This window comes from Advenella kashmirensis WT001, from assembly GCF_000219915.2.
Classification (GTDB): Bacteria; Pseudomonadota; Gammaproteobacteria; order Burkholderiales; family Burkholderiaceae_B; genus Advenella; species Advenella kashmirensis.
Genome location: NC_017964.1, coordinates 2,437,904 through 2,456,071 on the forward strand (window position 1 = coordinate 2,437,904; position 18,168 = coordinate 2,456,071).

At 53.1% G+C, this 18,168-nt stretch carries 19 protein-coding genes; 10 read left to right on the top strand and 9 right to left on the bottom strand.

Going from position 1 to position 18,168, the window contains the following annotated elements:
* Positions 1–245 precede the first annotated feature (245 nt).
* The 3 genes from TKWG_RS27130 (at position 246) to TKWG_RS11445 (ending at position 2,894) form a co-directional block, all read left to right on the top strand.
* Positions 246–686, top strand: coding sequence for an MFS transporter (locus TKWG_RS27130; RefSeq protein WP_238534157.1), 441 nt, complete (start codon positions 246–248; stop codon positions 684–686).
* The gene (locus tag TKWG_RS24925; RefSeq protein ID WP_407636845.1) at positions 605–1,690 is read left to right on the top strand and encodes an MFS transporter; all 1,086 of its coding nucleotides are present in this window, start codon (positions 605–607) and stop codon (positions 1,688–1,690) included. Before TKWG_RS27130 ends, TKWG_RS24925 begins: the two co-directional genes overlap by 82 nt.
* Positions 1,691–1,979: 289 nt before the next feature.
* On the top strand, positions 1,980–2,894 hold the full coding sequence (locus tag TKWG_RS11445; protein ID WP_014750986.1) for a DMT family transporter: 915 nt from the start codon (positions 1,980–1,982) through the stop codon (positions 2,892–2,894).
* Positions 2,895–2,959: 65 nt separating this feature from the next.
* Here TKWG_RS11445 and TKWG_RS11450 read toward each other — a convergent pair whose 3' ends face one another.
* Positions 2,960–3,661: an MgtC/SapB family protein gene (locus TKWG_RS11450; protein ID WP_041709427.1), complete on the bottom strand. Its 702-nt coding sequence runs from the start codon at positions 3,659–3,661 to the stop codon at positions 2,960–2,962.
* Positions 3,662–4,147: 486 nt separating this feature from the next.
* On the opposite strand from TKWG_RS11450, the gene cysK reads away from it, so the two are divergent.
* The 3 genes from cysK to TKWG_RS24930 all read left to right on the top strand — a co-directional run bounded on the left by cysK (position 4,148) and on the right by TKWG_RS24930 (position 6,905).
* Positions 4,148–5,065 carry a cysteine synthase A gene (cysK, locus tag TKWG_RS11460; protein WP_014750989.1) on the top strand — a complete coding sequence of 306 codons (918 nt, stop codon included), beginning with the start codon at positions 4,148–4,150 and terminating at the stop codon, positions 5,063–5,065.
* A 146-nt stretch (positions 5,066–5,211) separates the two neighbouring features.
* Positions 5,212–6,708: a lyase family protein gene (locus tag TKWG_RS11465; protein ID WP_014750990.1), complete on the top strand. Its 1,497-nt coding sequence runs from the start codon at positions 5,212–5,214 to the stop codon at positions 6,706–6,708.
* A complete protein-coding gene (locus TKWG_RS24930; protein ID WP_014750991.1) occupies positions 6,702–6,905 on the top strand; it encodes a hypothetical protein in 204 nt (67 codons plus the stop codon). Before TKWG_RS11465 ends, TKWG_RS24930 begins: the two co-directional genes overlap by 7 nt.
* A 121-nt stretch (positions 6,906–7,026) precedes the next feature.
* On the opposite strand, the gene TKWG_RS11470 is transcribed toward TKWG_RS24930, so the two are convergent.
* The 3 genes from TKWG_RS11470 to TKWG_RS11485 all read right to left on the bottom strand — a co-directional run bounded on the left by TKWG_RS11470 (position 7,027) and on the right by TKWG_RS11485 (position 10,822).
* Positions 7,027–8,298, bottom strand: coding sequence for a porin (locus tag TKWG_RS11470; RefSeq protein ID WP_014750992.1), 1,272 nt, complete (start codon positions 8,296–8,298; stop codon positions 7,027–7,029).
* A 456-nt stretch (positions 8,299–8,754) separates the two neighbouring features.
* Positions 8,755–9,930, bottom strand: a complete 1,176-nt coding sequence (locus tag TKWG_RS11480) for a porin (protein ID WP_014750994.1) — start codon at positions 9,928–9,930, stop codon at positions 8,755–8,757.
* A 574-nt stretch (positions 9,931–10,504) separates the two neighbouring features.
* On the bottom strand, positions 10,505–10,822 hold the full coding sequence (locus TKWG_RS11485; protein ID WP_014750995.1) for a hypothetical protein: 318 nt from the start codon (positions 10,820–10,822) through the stop codon (positions 10,505–10,507).
* Positions 10,823–11,065: 243 nt separating this feature from the next.
* On the opposite strand from TKWG_RS11485, the gene TKWG_RS11490 reads away from it, so the two are divergent.
* Positions 11,066–12,205 carry an enolase C-terminal domain-like protein gene (locus TKWG_RS11490; protein ID WP_014750996.1) on the top strand — a complete coding sequence of 380 codons (1,140 nt, stop codon included), beginning with the start codon at positions 11,066–11,068 and terminating at the stop codon, positions 12,203–12,205.
* 53 nt (positions 12,206–12,258) lie between these two features.
* Here the strand turns inward: TKWG_RS11490 and TKWG_RS11495 are convergent, their stop codons facing one another.
* Entirely contained in the window at positions 12,259–13,215 is a 957-nt protein-coding gene (locus TKWG_RS11495) for a Bug family tripartite tricarboxylate transporter substrate binding protein (protein WP_148274532.1), read from the bottom strand.
* A gap of 935 nt (positions 13,216–14,150) precedes the next feature.
* Between TKWG_RS11495 and TKWG_RS11505 the strand changes: the two genes are divergently transcribed.
* Positions 14,151–14,378, top strand: a complete 228-nt coding sequence (locus TKWG_RS11505; protein ID WP_014750999.1) for a putative hemolysin — start codon at positions 14,151–14,153, stop codon at positions 14,376–14,378.
* 158 nt (positions 14,379–14,536) lie between these two features.
* Here TKWG_RS11505 and TKWG_RS11510 read toward each other — a convergent pair whose 3' ends face one another.
* The 4 genes from TKWG_RS11510 to TKWG_RS11525 all read right to left on the bottom strand — a co-directional run bounded on the left by TKWG_RS11510 (position 14,537) and on the right by TKWG_RS11525 (position 16,320).
* A complete protein-coding gene (locus tag TKWG_RS11510; RefSeq protein ID WP_014751000.1) occupies positions 14,537–14,767 on the bottom strand; it encodes a helix-turn-helix domain-containing protein in 231 nt (76 codons plus the stop codon).
* A gap of 85 nt (positions 14,768–14,852) precedes the next feature.
* The gene (locus TKWG_RS11515) at positions 14,853–15,302 is read right to left on the bottom strand and encodes a hypothetical protein (RefSeq protein WP_014751001.1); all 450 of its coding nucleotides are present in this window, start codon (positions 15,300–15,302) and stop codon (positions 14,853–14,855) included.
* Positions 15,299–15,505: a hypothetical protein gene (locus TKWG_RS11520; RefSeq protein ID WP_014751002.1), complete on the bottom strand. Its 207-nt coding sequence runs from the start codon at positions 15,503–15,505 to the stop codon at positions 15,299–15,301. Before TKWG_RS11520 ends, TKWG_RS11515 begins: the two co-directional genes overlap by 4 nt.
* Positions 15,502–16,320, bottom strand: coding sequence for a DNA cytosine methyltransferase (locus tag TKWG_RS11525; protein WP_041709435.1), 819 nt, complete (start codon positions 16,318–16,320; stop codon positions 15,502–15,504). Before TKWG_RS11525 ends, TKWG_RS11520 begins: the two co-directional genes overlap by 4 nt.
* A gap of 99 nt (positions 16,321–16,419) precedes the next feature.
* On the opposite strand from TKWG_RS11525, the gene TKWG_RS11530 reads away from it, so the two are divergent.
* Both TKWG_RS11530 and TKWG_RS11535 read left to right on the top strand, forming a co-directional pair.
* Positions 16,420–17,166: a hypothetical protein gene (locus tag TKWG_RS11530; protein ID WP_014751004.1), complete on the top strand. Its 747-nt coding sequence runs from the start codon at positions 16,420–16,422 to the stop codon at positions 17,164–17,166.
* A complete protein-coding gene (locus TKWG_RS11535) occupies positions 17,121–18,161 on the top strand; it encodes a hypothetical protein (protein WP_014751005.1) in 1,041 nt (346 codons plus the stop codon). The genes TKWG_RS11530 and TKWG_RS11535 overlap by 46 nt, the downstream gene beginning before the upstream one ends.
* Positions 18,162–18,168 lie beyond the last annotated feature (7 nt).

The following is an 18,168-nucleotide window of genomic DNA, read 5'->3' on the forward strand; positions in this document are numbered from 1 at the left end:
CAGCACTGTTGCAACGGTCTTTACAAACGTGATGGCACCAGGCAAGCGCATTTGTTGCCTGCCTGCATTCATCCACATCCTGTTGCGATCACGATTGCATTATTGTGACCAGGGCCGCCGCATCGGTAACACGGCCACGCTAGCGTATCAGACCAACACTATTTATACCAGGCTAAACAGGCTCTGGTACCCGTCTAAAAACATACTCATAATACTTCATCGATGATATTTTTCCAGGATTTTTTATGATGTCAGATGCACCGCAGGATACCCGCCGCCTTGACAATGCCGGCCTGTCTGTCCTGCTGGCGGGCATGTTTTTGCCGCAAATAGACTTTTCCATTATCAACGTGGCACTGGACTCCGTTGCTCGCTCCCTGCACGCAACCGAGTATGAGCTTGAGCTGATGGTCGCGGTATACGGCGTGGCTTTCGCCGTGATGCTGGCAATGGGAGGCAGGCTGGGCGATATGTACGGACGACGGCGCCTTTTCAATATCGGCGTATTGCTCTTTGGTATTTCATCGCTGCTTTGTGGTATTGCACCCAGCATTTCTCTCCTTTTGCTGGCCCGTACACTGCAAGGGGTCGCGGCTGCCTGCTGGTGCCGCAAATATTGGCGACGATCCACGTTTGCCTCAAGGGCCACTCACACTCCCGCGCCATTGGCCTCTATAGTTCGATAGGTGGCCTGTCATTCATTATTGGGCAAGTACTGGGAGGCTTCCTGGTCCATGCCAATATCGCCGGGTCGGAATGGCGCAGCATTTTTCTGATCAATTTGCCGGTGTGTGCTGCCGTCTTGTTCTTATCATCACGCCATATCCCCGAAACCCGCCGGGAGAACCCGGCAGGCATCGATGGTCCGGGCACGCTCTTGCTGGCCTTGCTCATTATCAGTATTTTGCTACCTGTCGCACTGGGCCCGTCCATGCACTGGCACTGGCTATGCCTGGCCGCGCTCGCTTGCGCAGTACCGCTGGCCATTGCGCTCTGGAAAACAGAGGTCCGTCAGGAGCGCAGGGGCGTCCTGCCCTTATTGCCGCCTTCCCTGCTGCGGCTGCCCACCGTGCGTTTCGGTTTTTTCACCGCCATCCTTTTTTTCGCTTGCTGGAGCGGCTTCATGTTCGTGCTCGCGCTCACGCTACAGGCAGGCGCCGGTCTGACACCCTTGCAATCGGGTAATTCTTTTATTGCGCTGGGCGTCTTCTTTTTTGCGGGCTCGCTGCTGAGCACCCGCGTGGTGGCCCGGATAGGACTGCTCCCAACGCTCATCCTGGGTTGCGCCATGGTCATTCCGGGTCTGCTCATCCTGCTATGGGTCTTGCAACAGGTATGGCCCGCCCCAAACCTTCTGTCGCTGACTATTCCTTCTCTGTTCATCGGTATCGGCCAGGCGTTTATTGTGGGTGCCTTTTACCGCATCGGCATGTCGCAGATCCCGCCAGACCAGGCCGGTTCTGGCAGCGCAATGTTATCGACAATACAACAGGCGTCTATGGGCTTTGGACCGGCGCTGCTGGGCGTCGTGTTTTCGCAATCGCTGCTGCAAGGCCGTAACTACCAACACGCCTTCAATGCCAGCGTACAGCTTGAAATGGTGCTATTGGGCGCTTTGATGGCCGTATCAATCTGGTATTTCCTGCGCACGCGCAGCCGGACACGACTGGCTGTTCAGGGCAATACCTGATCAGCAAACAGCGACCGGCACATAAACGGGCGCAAAGTTGCGTACTTCTATCGCACTTTATACCGCGTTTATATCGTCCGGTTTCTATCGCCTGAGCGGGTGAACATATCGCCTGCGCAGCTCAACAGTTGTGATAATGACAACACTCGGCGTTGGAAAGCTCAACCAGCAACCACATACGCTGGTGTTGTCAGGGTAAATCCTCTACCATAAGAGCCAGGATTTACCCCAGTACCTTTTGCCGGACACTGCACCCGTGACAGCCCCGGCCTGCAGCCTTCGGAATCACATGACTCAGCCGACTTCGCCAATATCCAGCCCCCTGCCCGGAATCCTTTCCCTGCTGGTGGCGATGTCGGTGCTGTCCACACTGGATGCCACCGGCAAATGGTTGATGTCTGTCGGCGTTCCACTCCTTGTACTATGTTGGGTGCGCTATTCGGTGCATCTGATTCTGGTGGCGTCAATTGTCATACCGGCCAGAGGCTGGCAGATCCTGAAAACCAAAAAACCGGTGGAACAATTGCTGCGTGGCGTGTTCATGCTCACGTCCACCATGGTGTTTTTCACGACGTTACGCTACCTGCCCCAGGCCCAGGCCACCGCGATCAATTTTATTGCTCCGCTTATTCTTCTGGCGGTCGCGCCGTGGATACTCAAGGAAAAAGCGATGCTATCACGGTGGGTTGCCGCGATCGTGGGGTTTCTTGGTATTCTGATTGTGATCCGTCCGTCAGGTGGGCTTGATCCTACCGGGGTATTTTTCGGGTTATCCAATGCGGTGATTTTTTCCTTGCAGTTTATCGCCAACAGGAGACTGGCCGGCGACAACCCATTTACCACGCTGATCTGGAGCGGACTGTTTGGCACCGTGGTGCTAACCGTATATACGCTGTTTACAATCGACCAAGTCGTGCAGGTGCTCGCCGTGCTGGATCTGAAGCAATGGCTGTTGCTGCTGTCTACCGGCATTACAGGCGGCTTGGGCCATCTGTTGCAGATTCAGGCATATCGCCAGGCGCCGGCATCGCTTTTGTCACCCTTTGTTTATCTGCAAATTATCAGCGCAACCGCATTGGGCTGGCTGATATGGAACCAGTTTCCCGACGGCATCACCTGGCTTGGCATCGGTGTTATCTGCGCCAGCGGTATCGGTATTACGCTGTATGAACTGCGTTCCAGGCCGGTGCCGGTCGCCGCCTGACACCTTTCACATTTGAATTGGCGTGCACTGTGTTCGGGGGTACTTCTGATTGGCTGCGCACATCCCTACCACGAGTACGGGTCAATGTCCTCGTCGGAAGCCCGTTCTGAAATGGATTCAAGACCCGGAATGTCCTTGAATTTGCTGCGAATCACGCCGTATTCCTGCGGTGACATTCGGGAAAAGACAACATACACGCTATCGTATTCTTCTTTTTCAGACGGCTGCACAATAAACTGCTTGACCCGATTCGCACTCACACCAAGCGCCTGGTTGAAGATACCCAGGGTTAATTGCCCGCGCCTGACCTTGATAGTGACATGACGCCGCTGATGGTAGGCGATAAAGCGTTTTTCCAGTGGCTTGATGCCGGCCAATATCAGCAAAATGATAATCGTTGCCGAAATGGACGGAATATACAATCCGCCGCCTACGGCAAGCCCGACGCCGGCAACCGACCAAACGCTGGCTGCGGTTGTCAGGCCGCGAATAACCTGCCCGCGCGCAAGAATGGCGCCTGCGCCCAGAAAACCGATACCCGATACTACTTGTGCAGCGACCCGCGATGGATCCAGGGTGACATGCTCACCCAGCGCATCCGAAAAACCATATATGGAAACAATCATGATCAGTGCAGATCCTACGCACACAAGCATATGGGTTCGTAGCCCCGCCGCCCAGGACAATCGCTCTCGTTCGAATCCGATAACACTGCCCAGCACCGCTGACATGACCAGCCTTCCTACCAGTTCCAGTTCTGACGCCATTGCCGATTTCCTCGTTCGTTTCAGTTGTACCCGCAACCGGTCAACCGATGCACGATCCACCATCGATACGATTGTGATACGCCGCGACATTCGCTTTCAGGCAGCCGGGATCGCCCGCGTTACCCTTTTTCTTAATACGCTTTCCTGGCAATACTGTTTTTTTATTTTTTTATTCCGCTTGCAGTATAGCAGGATCATCCTGTCTTCAAACAGCAGCCGTTTCGTACGGCAGCGGCGTAACCTGTGCATGCTATCGGCCTGCAGTGAGCAGGTTTATCGATTTTTTACAGGGTGCGCCGTCCTTTACCCGCCTGCAGCGCCCGGTTTAACGCTGCAAATTGCGCTCCCCTTGCTGCAAGGCGAACGTTCAGGGCGAGCGCTGTAACGCTGTAATATAGCCCCGCCTTCTCAGAAAAAAACCTTCTGTTGCCCTGCACAGACAGTATGCTATATTCGGCTTTTTCCCCTAACCACACATCCTACCTCATGAAAGCAGAATCCGTACTTGACACTATTGGTCAAACTCCACATATCCGTTTTTCCCGTATGTTCCCCGGCCAGCAGCAAGTCTGGATCAAGGCAGAGCGGTTCAATCCTGGTGGTTCGCTAAAAGACCGCGCTGCCCTTTCCATGATTGAAGCGGCCGAACGGTCCGGCCAACTCAAGCCAGGCGCGACCATTATCGAACCAACCTCCGGCAACACCGGCGTTGGCCTGGCCATGGTGGCAGCAATCAAAGGTTATAAGCTTATTCTTGTCATGCCTGAAAGCATGAGTATAGAACGACGTCGCCTGATCAAAGCCTATGGCGCCCAGTTTGACCTGACCCCCAAAGAAAAAGGAATGAAAGGCGCCATTGCGCGCGCTGTCGAACTGGCTGAACAAACACCTGGCGCATGGATTCCTCAGCAGTTTGACAATCCGGCTAATCCACTGGTGCATGCCGAGCGTACAGCGAAGGAAATTCTCGACGATTTTCCTGAAGGACTGGACTTTCTGATTACCGCTGTTGGTACCGGCGGCCATATTACCGGCATCGCCCGTACCCTGAAAAAACATTGGCCGCAATTGAAAGTACTGGCTGTTGAACCTGCCGCCTCTGCGGTCATCGCGGGCGGCGAACCCGGCCCGCATGCCCTGCAGGGCATTGGAGCCGGCTTCATTCCCGTCAATCTGGACATGAGCCTGCTGGACGGCACAATTTCTGTTGAGGTCCCCGAATCGCTGGATTATGCCCGCCGCGCAGCTACGCAGGAAGGGCTGCTGGTTGGTATCAGCAGCGGCGCAACACTGGCGGCAATTGCAAAAACCTTACCCAGCTTGCCCGCCAACGCCAAAATAATGGGGATCAATTATGATACCGGCGAGCGGTATCTTTCGGTCAACGGTTTTTTGCCTGAGTAACAACAGGCAAGCGATGCAAGGCCCTGGACAAGGCTGGACAGAATGACAAGTGCAATCTCTAGTTCTGTCTGCCGATACCCGGGCAAGCGTTTCACAATGGCCACAAGAGCCAGTAGCAATCAATATCAAAACAAGGAGACAGTAGAGTGAATCATGACCTATTTCGTTTAAAGCCCCATGCACTGGCGATCGTGGCGCTCAGCCTGGCTGCCACGCTGGCCCATGCGGCCAATACGGGCGAACTGCCCTGCAAGACAACGGCCGAATGCGAGCAGCAGGCCATCAAGGCAGGCGCCATAGCCAAGCCGATTTCCAGCAAGGCGACCAGCAAGAATGATGAAAAGGAAGACCAGTTCTACTGGATTGGCAAGATCAACAAGGCCTCCGCTGTGATGCTGACCGAGGAGAAAATTGTTGAGCCTGAAATGGGCGCAAAGCTTGCCAGCGGCGTTGCCTATTCGCTGGCGCAATCAGAAAAGTCTGACGGCAAGCGGCCCAAAGATGTGCTGCAAATTGAAAAAATCATCACAGATGAAATCGGCCCGGATGCCTCTCTGATCCATACCGGGCGCAGTCGCCAGGATATGTACGCAACCTACCGGATGGCCAAACTGCGCAATCAGGTGCTGGACTATTCGGACGCGCTGAACAAATTACGGACCGCGTTGCTTGCGGCCGCAGCCAAAAACGTCAACACCATTGTGCCGGCCTATACCAATGGTGTGCAGGCCATGCCCATTAGCTATGCGCATTACCTGCTGGCTTACGAGGCCTCTTTTGCCAGGGACGCGCAACGTATTCACGAACTGTACAAACGCATGAACCTGTCTGCCATGGGCACCGCTGTGCTTGCCAATTCGAGCTGGCCGCTGAACCGTGAACGTATGGCTGCCCTGCTGGGCTTTGACGGCATTATTGAAAATTCCCTGGACTCCAGTCAGGTCGCCCCTTCCGATGTATCCCTGGAAGCTACGAGCATTCCGTCGTCTTCGGCCATTCGCCTGGGCGTCCTGCTGCAGGACATTCATACACAGTACCACCAGACTCGCCCATGGCTGTTGCTGGATGAAGGCAGCACCTATACCAGTAGCGCCATGCCGCAAAAACGCAATCCCGGCGTGATCATGCGTGCCCGCGAAGCGGCATCCAATGTGGTCGGCCTGGCGCAAACTGTCATATTCCGGGCGCACAACGTAACCACGGGCATGACCGACTATAAATCGTCATGGGACGACCTGAGCCTTTTTCCACAGGCGATCAAAATGGTCGACAATGTCAATACCGTGCTGAACGCCCTCAATGTGAACGCAAAACGGTCTCTTGAGGAACTGGAAGACGACTGGACGACGTCCATGGAACTGGCTGAAGCCCTGCAAAAGGAACATCAGATCCCCTTCCGTGTAGGCCACAGCTTTGCTTCAGCCATTGTGACCGAAGCGCGCGCCAACGGCTTCAAGCCCAAAGACTTTCCGTATGCCAAGCCGCTGAACTGTATACGAAGGCACTACAGAAATATAAATTGCCTGAGGCCACATTTCCTATCAATGAAGCCCATTTCCGGGAAGTACTGTCGCCCGAGTTCATGGTCAAGACCAGAGTGGGTACTGGCGGGCCGCAACCGGCAGAAGTGGAACGCATGCTAACCGAAAGCAACAAACGCTTGAGTGACGATAAGGCCTGGATGCAGTCGACGCGAGACAAACTGGCGCAGGCAGACAAAACGCTGGACGAGGCATTTACAAAACTGAAAGGCTCGGCAGATCAACAGACTGGCAAGCCGTCCTCTGAAGGCGCATCTTCAAAGCCAGCAGCGTCATCAAAAGACAAGCCCAAAGGATAATGGATGACGATGCGGATTCATTGGAGCAGGAAACTCCACATTTCGCGTAACAACAACAAAAAAACCACCCCAAAGGGTGTTTTTTCTGCTCTATGAAAACATCGCCAGGCGATGCATGTCATTAGAAGCGGTGTTGCAGACCAACGCCAATCAGTGTGGATTTCAGTTTAACGTTACCCCTGTGGAGTGATTCGTCAAACTTCATTTTGCCTACACCATAAGAGGCGGCAGCATAAACGCGGGTACGCTTGGACAGGCCTTGTACATAGCCCACGCTGAAAATATTCAGCTTGCCTTTCATACCATCAAATGCGTCAGCTTTATTTTTAGACGTATTGCCCTGGTATGAGAACAGGACGGTACCAGTGTCGCTCACAGGTGCACTCAGACCAACCATCCAGGACTGTTGACGGAAGCCGTTGGTTTGTGTGTAGTCCCAGTTGGCTCCAGGCTTGCCAGCGTCGCCTGGAATATATACGCTAGTATAGTCAGCCAGATTCCCGTTCAAGCCAACGCCACTCACATCTTTCGCATTGGTAACTGCACCGCGGATCTGACCATAGCCAAGGTGCAGTTTGACGACGTCAAAGTCATAGGCGCCAAACAGGTTCCACATGTGAGTGGTGCCTTTGGTTGTTGTATCGAAAGGTACCTCTTCACCCGTTTTTTTATCAAGATTGTAGCCGCGATTACGAACATCGGTGCGGAAACGGTCATAGGCAAGTCCGACTGAAACCGGACCATTGTCAAAGCCCAGGCCCATTGATAACCAATTGGAGGTGTCACGCTTTTCAGTCTCTTTCTCGTCTATTTCAGATGACGATTTTTCGTGAGAGCCGGAATAAGCAATACCGAATTTGAAGCCGCCGAAATCAGGGGACATATACTTAAAGGAGTTGTCCATACGAGCAGAAGGAGAATCACCGAATGCACCGTTAACAACACCAGCCTGAAGAACACCGGTGCCGAAAGGATCAATTCCAGAAACCACGTCGTCGGCCACGTTGTACTGGCGCCCCAGGGTCAAGGTACCCCAACTATCTCCGGTCAGACCGATAATGGCTTTGCGACCGAACAGACGTTTACTTTGTTTAGATTCGCCCGTACCCAGATCAAAGCCGCTTTCCAGCTGGAAAATGGCGCTAGTGCCGTTACCCAGGTCTTCAGTACCTTTCAGGCCCCAACGGTTGCCATTCAGAATACCGTTAATCATGCCAACGGTGCGTTTTTCTTTCCAGCTTTCACCTTTGAACTTGGTTGCGTCTTGCGTAATTTTGGTCTTGGTATAACCGATACCGCCGTCAACCAGACCGTACAGCGTGACAGAAGTTGCAGCTTGCGCCACACCGGTAGCTGCACCGAGCAGCACGATAGATTGCAATGCCTTTTTCATATTGAATACTCCATTTACAAATTTCATTCCGGCGTACCGGATTACTTCAACACCTTTGGGCTAGCGGTATGACACCGGCCAGCTTCACCGGATTAACCGGTAGCTCGACACCATGATTGTCGGGTTTGCCTGTACGTAAAGAGCAAACACGCCAACCATGTTGACAAACCACTGCATACGGGCCCGCTTATCTTTTCGAATCAAAGGGTTACGGAAGCAGCTTGAGGAGTATTGTATTTTTGAGGGGCTGTTCATCGCCTTGATCCATGTAAAGGAAAAAAGCTTGGAAAACATGTATATGGAGTTGTCGCGCGCAACTGGCGCGATAGCAGGCATGACGCCGCACTCAGTGTAGAAACGGCCTGTGACGCCAAGAAAATACGGCAATAGCAAAAGCCTGAAAGATGTCGCTTTTACGCATCAATCAGGCATTTTTACGACATTTTGGATGGACGTTTAGAAGCGGTGTTGCATTCCTGCAGCAATTAGTGTGGATTTAAGCTTGATCTTATCGTCCAGCGCATCAAACCGCACACTGCCACTGCCGTAAGACGCTACTGCATAGAGCGTAGTCCGTTTGGACAAATCCTGGCTGTACCCAATGCTGCCAATATGCAGGCTGCCGCGCGCCTTATCGAACACACTGTCCGAGTTTTTCACATGATTGCCCTGATAGGACAACATGAATTTACCAGCGTCACCAACCGGAATGGTCAGCCCGGCCAGCCACGCCTGCTGGCGATAACCACTGGTGCTGCTGAGCAGCGCAGGATAACCGCTATCGGCAAGAGCCGTATCCAGCGAATAGATCAATCCCGAGGACAAGCCCGTTGCCGGCAGTACACCACGAGTCTGCCCATACATCAAGTGTGCCTTGAGTACATTGAAATCATAGGTAAGACCCACATTCCACATGTTGGTGGTTGATTTTTCGTGTTGATCCCCCAATGTCAGGTCGCTGCGAAACCGGTCATAAGCTGCGGCTGCGGTCAAGGGACCATTAGTATAGGACAGCCCCGCGGTAATCCAGTTAGAAGTGTCTCTATCCACGCTGCGCCCGGCGCCGCTGCTGTACTCCGTTTTTTGATTACGCCCGGAAAATCCCAGTCCGAATTGAAAGCCGCTCCATACCGGGCTCATGTATTTTACCGAATCGGACATGTTGGCCGAGACAGCATCACCAAACGCACCGCCTGTGACACCGGCCTGTCCGAAATTGGTACCAAAGGGATCCAGGGGGGATAGCAGATCATCGGCCACGTTAAACTGGCGGCCCAGGGTCACGGTACCCCAGTCTGATCCTGTTAACCCCACCAGCGCGCGCCTGCTAAACAGCGTATCTTCAGATAGAGAACGGCCTGTCCCAAGGCTAAAGCCGCTTTCCAACTGAAAAATGGCGCTGGTGCCATTGCCCAGATCTTCATTGCCTTTCAAGCCCCAGTTATTGGTGCCGCCAATGCCATCGACCAGGCCGATGTCACGGGTCTTGACCCAACTGTCACCATAGCTGACCTTCCTTTGTGAATATCCCACACCGGCATCAACCAATCCGTACAGTTGCACCGATGTTTCGGCTTGCGCCAGGCCCGCGAAAGCGGTCAGCACCAATCCCGACAACAGACTCTTGTTCATACTTATTTCTCCAGTTACAGACAGGCTTTGCGGCGGCGCCCAAAGCATTCACATATGTGTTAAACACCTGTGTCCGGGATCGACCAGCCTGCTCGCACGCGGGCGCAGTGCTGGACGTATCTCACCTGTGATATAGCAAAACTTGTGCCCGTTTCATTGACAGAACGCCAAAGACTGCAGGCAATGAGTTTGTGCAAGGGTAAAAGCGCTGTATGGCCGTTAAAAAGTCAATTACAGAATTCGCTAGCCAACACGGTTACTGCGTTAGCGTTATTGTTCTGGCTGCTGTTGTTTAAACGGCGATATGGATCCAGAAGGCAGACAGCGGGCCCGCGCCGGTACCACTGCAGACCCGCACCGGCGGCGTATTGAAGGATCGTGACACGCCAATGGGTCAGGACTCGCGACAGGATCAAGGCCGCTACATGAACGGCAAGGAGAAAATGAAATGGCGGCACCTGTTTGGTGCGACATCCGCACCAAACCGAAGCGCCATTGAAGGACCCGCAGCACTACTGACCTCTACAACAAATGCCAGAGTCAGAGCTTTCGCATATCTGCAAGCCGCAGCCCATCAGGCGCCGGCCTTGTGCAACATGCAATAGTCGTATGCTTCCTTGCCGATACCGGTTTTGTTAATGTCGCTATCGTACGCAACGTCAATGGCATACGTAAACATCGGATCATTACGCTTGCTACCCAGCTTGGCCTTGTCCCCGGCCCTGTCATTGTGACCACCCTTGCGCGCCTGCAATGTCGCCTCTGCCATGTCCTGAACTTGCGTGCATACTGAAGCGGCATGCTTATGCGCCGGTTTGACCGGTTCTGCCGCATAAGCTTGCAAGGATGCCACGGCGCAAATTGCGCCTGCCACATATGTCATCATTTTCATTTGAATACTCCTTTTTATATTAACGGTGCATCGCTACTGAATCATAGCTTACCGGAAAATCACAACCCTGATGTTTCACATTGACATACTTATAATCCTGCGCCATCGCACGTCGAACTGCATTATGATTATGCATCCAGGACGTCCACGTTGATAACATTTGAAATAACAAGTTCCCGAAAATATCCTGTCCTGGTACCCACTGAAGATTCAAATCCACCCTACTGGCCTGCCTGAGCAAATATGAGTACGATCGCCTCCGTTACTGCTGTTCCGTTCAACGTTTCCCCGAAGACAAACTGGTTTTTCATTCTCGTTCAAATGAGCGATGGCAGTCAGGCCTGGGGAGAAGCATCGCTCAATGGCTGGGAAACCGCTCTTCAGACAGCGACCCTGCTGCATGGCCAGCCGCTGGTTGGCCTGACGGCAGAAGCGGCCATTGCACAATTGCGCCCTCTGCCTCGCTACCCGGTGGGCTGGTGTCCAATGGCAGTTCTCAGCGCCCTGGCCCAGGCGCTCTGGACCATTCGCGCCGGGCAGGAGGCGGTGCCACTACATACCGTACTTGCCCCTCTGCAAAGAAAAGCCATTTCAGTCTACGCAAACATTAATCGCGCTACGGTGGATCGAACTCCGGCAGGCTTTGCCGCCACAGCCCAACGTGCGGCCGCGGCGGGATTCCTGGGATTTAAGGCAGCGCCTTTTGACGGCGTCACACCCGCTGCGTGCGCTGCCGGAGAAGCTGACCAGTTGATCCGACACGGTGTCGAATGCCTGTATGCCATCCGTGAAGTGGTTGGACCGCAAGCCAGGTTAATGGTGGATTGTCATTGGCGTTTTGACGAGAAACGCGCACTTAATGTGCTGGATCAACTGCAGCAGGTTGATCTGCACTGGTTGGAGTGTCCGCTGGCGGAAACCTATGACAACTGGGATTCCCTGCGTAAAATCAAGGCTCACGCCAACGAACAGAACGTGCTTATTGCAGCAGCGGAAACCCAGGTTGGCGTCACTTCCTTCGAGATGCAGATTCGTGAAAAACTGCTTGATGTGATCATGCCGGATATCAAGTATTGTGGTGGCCCGGCCCATATGCTGGCGATTGCCGAAATGGCCGCTGCGCACGATATCCTGTTCGCCCCACACAACCCGACCGGTCCGGTGTGCACCGTCGCGTCACTGCATGTGGCGTGCGTTGCCAGCAAGGCACATATGCTCGAATTGCAATTTGAAGAAAGTCCGCTCTATGATGCGCTGGTCGGGCAACAGCACCCGACACTGGAAAAAGGCAAGTACCATGTTCCCAATCGCACCGGCCTGGGTGTAGAGCCAGACAGACAATTGATGAACGCCATCCTTTCAAGCCCGTGCCTTTTGGAATAGAAACCCTGCTGGCAGTCTAGACACACGATGGCTGGCAGACCGCCTGCATCGTCTCAATCTGCCTTGATATTCTTTTCCTGAGCCAGTTTTGTCCAACGGCTGACATCATTGCGGATGCGCGCTGCAAACTCCTCGGGCGTGCCGCCAGCCGGCGCGCAACTGACTGCCTTGAGCCGCTCCTGAATTTCCGCAGAGGCCAGTGCGACGTTGATTTGCTTGTTCACGCTTTCTATTATTTCATTTGGAGTTCCAGCCGGCGCCAGCAAGCCAAACCACGCAACCGTTTCAAATCCCGGATAGGTTTCTGCAAGTGTCGGTACATCGGGCAACTCCGGTACACGCTCCCTTGTGGTTACTGCCAACGCCTTTGCCTTGCCTGACTTGATCTGGCTTAGCCACGGCGGCAAATTGCCGATCATGGTAACCACTTCATCAGAGAGCACGGCCTGCACTGCCGGCGTAGCACCCCGGTAAGGAATATGCACCAGCGGCACGTTGGCAAGACTCTTGAACAACTCTGCAGAAAGGTGAGCTGAACTGCCGATACCACCCGAGGCATAATTGAGCGAGGTTTTGCTGTTTTTTATGTAGGTCACAAATTCTTTCAGATTGCTAACCGGCAGATCCTGCCGAACCGCCAGCACATTAGCTGCCGTGCAGAACAGACCCACGGGCCGGAAGCTCTTGACAACGTCATAGCGCAACTTGCTATAGATGGCAGCATTAATTCCATGTGAGCCGGCATTACCAACAATCATGGTATAACCATCGGGTTTGGCATTGGCAACCGACTCCGACCCAATCACTCCCCCTGCTCCCGGTTTGTTCTGTATCACAATTGTTTGCCCAAGCGCCTTTCCTACCTTATCGGCCAGCAGGCGACCGATAGAATCAGAACCGTCGCCCGGCGGGCTGGGAATGACCCATGTCATTGGCCGTTCCGGATAAGCGGCCAGCGTCGGCGTACACGCCAGGCACAACGTCATTGCCATGAATGTCGAACGCTTCAATATATGTCTCCCAAATGACCCAGTGTATAAAAGGCCTTATATAATTTGAACGAACTTCTGATTCAAATGTTATTGCTCTTAAGTATAACGATTGTGATAACGCAGGGGAGCTTGAAATGTAAGGAATGTGCCACTGCAGGCCGTAAGGCAATCAATAGTGACGTCCCCATACGACAATGAGAACGGCTTAAATTCCAAATGAACCATATCGAAATTGCAGGCGACGGCCGTAGTTAATAAACCAGATGTTCAAATGCAACATTGGCAAAGGTGTAATGACAAATGCGGCTTGATGCGGCATAGCGCAGTACGACGGCTAGATGCAGCGTAAAAAAACGCCCAGGCAGGTGTGCCGATAGGCGAAAATGCATACGACACTTAGGATGAAACGCATGCATCCTGAATATTACAAAAGTTAACGTTTGTTAACAATATCGGGTTTACCCGGGACTCAGTTTTTGTAGCGATATGCCATTTTTGACACTTCTCAAATACGGTTGCACGCGCACCCCATATATCGGTTCAAGAACGATTAGAAAATAAATTCAGTTGCGAAAAAGGAGCGTGCAATGAATGAAGAACCCAAACGCAATTTTTTGACAAATTCTTTTCTGCAGGAATCCGCCCAATATGCCCGAGATGCGGCCATCGCGGATTTATCGTGCTTCGCGAGAATGCGATAGTCAATGCAGGCAAAGATATTGCAATTGTCACGTGCGAATCTAAAAGCTGTCACGCTGCGATAGGTGTGCTCCCGGCTGGCGCGGTGTGGGACGAGTAATTTTCAGGCCCATTTTGCGAAAATGCAAATGCCATTTAGTGGTTCTGCTGCTGCACACCATATGTGGAACTTGTCCAATTGCGTCAGTCAAAGATACTGTTTCTGATTGAAATGAGTGTCTGTACGCTCAGAATCCGTGATTTTGGAGGTCTAAATGAAACGACTACTTGTATTGCTGATTCCCGGCATCTTTCTTGCAGCCTGCGCCCATCAATCCGTAAACATGCCCAATCCGGCGTCGTTGTATTGTGAACAATTGGGCGGAAAAATCACCCTCAAAGACGGCGACAATGGTCAGATTGGCATTTGCGTATTTCCCGATGGACTGGAAATCGAAGAATGGGAGCTCTATCGCCGTGCGCACCCCCAATTGACCTTATAAGGTCACATGTGTGCACCTACACCCGATAAGCTGTTGATTTTGATGATTATTGATTCTATGCAATCAACAGGTTTAAATACTGTGGTGCGAGCGAAGAGACTCGAACATAACGTATTTATGCGGCCTATAGCCGCATTGTGGGTAAAGAATGGGGAGATTTATTTTACTTTCAGGTACCGGGATATCTCCGCCCCTGTGATGCGTCCGTCCACCGGCTTGATCTTGCCTTCGCGGATCCGCTGCTGCAAAGTATTGTAGCTGATACCCAACAAATTGGCGGCATCCTTCAAGTGGTACAGCGTGATGTCGTTAAACATCTGCATGGCGCCATTCTTTCCTGCCTGGTCCAGCATTGCCTGAAGTTCGGTTTTCTCAAGTGTCACTACCATTTTTATTTCTCCAACAATTTGGACGCTGCGCCTGGCAGATCCCAATAAATAGCTGTCTTTTCCAGCATGTGACGGATGGCGTCGGTCATTTGACTGCCTCCGGCGCCGGCAATAAGTTCTGATCTTGTACGGCCTCTAATAACGTGCGTCCATTGCCCAGCATGATCTGCCCAAGGAAAGCACCCTCGAACGTCAGAATGCCTGTTTCAATGGCCATGACTTGACCCTTGATCCAATCCCGCAGGATCGAGCACACGCTAATTTCGGCCTGCCGTAGCGCCTTCTCCTCATGCTTCTGGCGGGTGATCCGCGTGCGGACCGTGTAGGGGTGCTCTTTGAGCCATGCGGCCGCGTAGCCCCGATAGCTGGCCCGGGCGCTAACATCCCGACCTTTATATGAGAACTGAACCAGCAGCTCGCCCTTTTCTATATCCGTCATGGTGCCGAAACGAGTGCAGCCGAATTTGGTGAGAATGGCGTTCAGGTCTGACAGCGCCTTGCCGCCGCTGGTCGCGTTTTCGTAGGGTAGTGTCATCCCCTCGCCCCTTCCACAGCCCGCACAATGCAGCGGCCCGTATAAAATTTCCCATAAACAGCAACGCCGCAGCGCTGCCCGATGTGCTCCAGCACTGGCGCCAGGCCTGTGCGATCGTCCAGGATCGTGTCCAGCGTGTGGCGTGGCCACTTGCGCCGGATCTCCTGCAACACGACTGCGTCGATTGTCATTACTTCGGTCATGCTGCTTTCCTCAATGCGTTGATCACTTCCCGTGTCATAGGTGGCGGAACAGCATTTCCAAGCATATGCACAGCTAACCTGTGATTTTCGGGGAGTCGATATTCTGCCGGGAATGCCATTGCGGCTCGGTTTTCGTCAGCTGTCAGCATTCGCATGCAATCACCATCGATTACTGACCAGCGGTCGCGCGTGGTGATCGTTCCTATAGGACGAGACAGGCAACGTCCGGTTTCGCCGCTGCCACTACCGTAATAAGGAGCCAGGAACCGGGAACCATACTGACGGCGACCTGCCGCAACCCTAGTTAACGTGCGCGGGCTTCGGCCCGGACGATTGACCGGCGCCCACTTGCCTGCACCGAAGTCTACGAATGACAAAGCAGGCACGTGCGCGAACACAGGTAGGGCCAGTTCGACTGGGTGCTTGCTGCGTGTGCCGACGATAAACAATCGTTTGCGATGCTGTGGAACTCCAAGATCGGCAGCATCCAGAATTATCGGAGACAAAGCATAGCCAAGTGCAGACATTGCCGCGCACCATGCCGGATATAGTGCCCACCGTGCAAATTCAGGGACGTTTTCAACCATGACGTACGCAGGCCGATGATATTCGGCAGCGGATACCACCGCCCAGGCTGTGGATCTGGTTGCGTCGTGGTGCGACCGCTCCTTACCTCGGGCGTGAGTATGCCCTTGGCAGGCAGGCGAAGCCATTAAAAGGTCGTGCGCCGGCACCTGCGTCCAGTCGGCTTGGTGTAAGTCCTGGCATACGTGTTGAGCGTCCGGGTGATTACTGGCATAGCGGCAGCAACCAATTCATCGCTTGGCTACAACTGGGTAACTGATCCTGTCGAGTATAGGACCGAGCCTTACCCCGACACGTCCAAAGTCCCGACTCTTGATGGAATCGATTCATTGAGCATCAACGCATACAAGTCCTATCCGAACGTGGTGATACTGCGTGATCCTGCAGCGCCAATGCGAACACACCCCTATCTGGATAATTCTCTGCTTCTGGCAAGGGTAAAGGGAGCAAGGAAAGGCTACTACTACCGCATCGCATTTATTGGCAATGGTTCGAATGCCGGCGGCCAGAATCCCAATAATGGCGTGTCTATTACCCGAATCCCCGTTGCGCGCCTGGCCGAAGGATACGAGCAGAACGTCGTAACGTACTTGAATACCGATGTAACGCTGATCCCAGACAGGGTAAAGGGTGGAATTCAAACTTTCGAAATTCGATGTTCACTGGACCCTCAGACCACTGTCGAACTGACTTTCGATGTTGATAAGATGCCGCCAGCTGGCACGGCTTTTAGTATCACATCCAATGTGACTTACGGCTACAACGCCATAATTCGCCCCGAACTATATGAATATGCCGATCCCTACGAATGGGATGACGGTGACGTTCAGGTCGAATATATCCCGTCTTGGACTGATGGTACTCGCACTTACCCAAACATGCTGATGGTTGCGTATAAGTCTGGGTCAAAATGGTATCGCATGCATGCCTCCAAGAAGGCGGTGAACCAAACATTTACCCCACTCGGATTCAGTTATGCGCCTGCCTATTCAGCTCTGAACGAGCTGATCCCGCTGGATAAGGTCAATGATTGGACGCTCAGGCGTTGGCCGACAGCGATTTCCATGCGCCCCTGACGTTCGAGGTCGTAAATAATCCTGACGTCGTCGTCAAAGGCTCTGGGGCTACCGCCGGGGACATCGTTACTGTATTCCAGAATGGCGACGCAATAGCAAGCGATACCGTCAATCCGGTGGGTGGCTGGGCAGTCGGTGTGAATGGCTTTGCTGTTATTGGCGACACATTGCAGGTACAGGTAGGTTCAACTGCAATTGCTGACTATGTGGTATCTGCGCCGAACCGGCAATATACATCCGGATCTCATGGATCAGATAGCCTGGGCGGTGGCGAAGCCACTGCGCAACAGCTTGAACTGCTTATTCTGATCGATGATGTGCATCTTGACCTGACGAAGGCACTCTCCCAGCGGTACCGGAAAAGTTCTGTTCGCGCCGTTGGAGCGATCGGCGCCATGGCGTCCAACACGATCAAGCAGAAGCGCATCGCCATGCATCAGAACTACGTTTATGACTTGTCTGCAAATGGGTTTGTCATTACGTGCGTAAACGATCCGCAAGAAGATGTGCTGATGTATGCCGATAATGCGGTACAGACGTATATGGCCGGATTCACGCCGATCACGGTCAATAGCTATATTTTCTGGGGTGGTAACACCCCGGCCCGCGTAACAATGCCAGAAGGTCAGTTTACCAGCGGACCAAAATCGCAATATCCAAATGTCCTGGGCGTCAGCATTCGTCATGTCGTTGCCGGAGAGTTCTCTGCCTGGGTTGATCTGAATTACGGCATCGGCGATCGACGCTATGTTGATCCTACCAGGACGCTTTGGGATCATTCAAACGTCAACGGCGCAAAGATCTATCCGCGACTGTTCAGTGTCCCTGATGGCAGCGGTATCCCCTTTGCCAAAGGAGAATCTTATAAATGGCGCGGTGGCTACTACTGGGGTATGCCGACCATCACCGCTGGTAACGATACGGTGCAGGAAACCAGCATGGTCTACGCCCTGGTTAAGCCAACTGGCACATATGTCACTGTAGAAAAATCATAAGGATTAT

What these genes read in the sequence shown, in the direction of transcription:
- TKWG_RS27130 (WP_238534157.1), top strand. Translation starts at nt 246, where the DNA reads ATGATGTCAGATGCACCGCAGGATACCCGCCGCCTTGACAATGCCGGC.
- TKWG_RS11445 (WP_014750986.1), top strand. Translation starts at nt 1,980, where the DNA reads ATGACTCAGCCGACTTCGCCAATATCCAGCCCCCTGCCCGGAATCCTT.
- TKWG_RS11450 (WP_041709427.1), bottom strand. Translation starts at nt 3,661, where the DNA reads ATGGCGTCAGAACTGGAACTGGTAGGAAGGCTGGTCATGTCAGCGGTG.
- cysK (WP_014750989.1), top strand. Translation starts at nt 4,148, where the DNA reads ATGAAAGCAGAATCCGTACTTGACACTATTGGTCAAACTCCACATATC.
- TKWG_RS24930 (WP_014750991.1), top strand. Translation starts at nt 6,702, where the DNA reads ATGCTAACCGAAAGCAACAAACGCTTGAGTGACGATAAGGCCTGGATG.
- TKWG_RS11470 (WP_014750992.1), bottom strand. Translation starts at nt 8,298, where the DNA reads ATGAAAAAGGCATTGCAATCTATCGTGCTGCTCGGTGCAGCTACCGGT.
- TKWG_RS11480 (WP_014750994.1), bottom strand. Translation starts at nt 9,930, where the DNA reads ATGAACAAGAGTCTGTTGTCGGGATTGGTGCTGACCGCTTTCGCGGGC.
- TKWG_RS11485 (WP_014750995.1), bottom strand. Translation starts at nt 10,822, where the DNA reads ATGAAAATGATGACATATGTGGCAGGCGCAATTTGCGCCGTGGCATCC.
- TKWG_RS11490 (WP_014750996.1), top strand. Translation starts at nt 11,066, where the DNA reads ATGAGTACGATCGCCTCCGTTACTGCTGTTCCGTTCAACGTTTCCCCG.
- TKWG_RS11505 (WP_014750999.1), top strand. Translation starts at nt 14,151, where the DNA reads ATGAAACGACTACTTGTATTGCTGATTCCCGGCATCTTTCTTGCAGCC.
- TKWG_RS11510 (WP_014751000.1), bottom strand. Translation starts at nt 14,767, where the DNA reads ATGGTAGTGACACTTGAGAAAACCGAACTTCAGGCAATGCTGGACCAG.
- TKWG_RS11515 (WP_014751001.1), bottom strand. Translation starts at nt 15,302, where the DNA reads ATGACACTACCCTACGAAAACGCGACCAGCGGCGGCAAGGCGCTGTCA.
- TKWG_RS11520 (WP_014751002.1), bottom strand. Translation starts at nt 15,505, where the DNA reads ATGACCGAAGTAATGACAATCGACGCAGTCGTGTTGCAGGAGATCCGG.